Consider the following 232-nt stretch of genomic DNA (forward strand, 5'->3'; position numbering starts at 1 on the left):
TATTTATGAACTCGCGACCATGATGAAAATCGACGACACCAATGCATTTATGCAGTACTTCATCGACTACGAGAGAAGCTCGCTATGAATGCATCAAAAGTAAAATTCGGCATCAACTACATTGATACCAAATCACCGCTGCATGCGTTAAACGGCATCACTAAATTTGCTCTTTTCTTAGCTTGGGTGACTGTTGTATTAACGACATTCGACCTACGGTTTATCGCGTTAC

Annotated in this window: 1 pseudogene; it reads left to right on the forward strand. The window is 40.9% G+C overall.

The window, feature by feature from the left end:
• Positions 1 to 84 precede the first annotated feature (84 nt).
• Positions 85 to 232: pseudogene (locus A3712_RS27595) on the forward strand (energy-coupling factor transporter transmembrane protein EcfT); the annotation flags it as partial.

The sequence above is a fragment of the Vibrio sp. HI00D65 genome (assembly GCF_001635455.1).
Classification (GTDB): Bacteria; Pseudomonadota; Gammaproteobacteria; order Enterobacterales; family Vibrionaceae; genus Vibrio.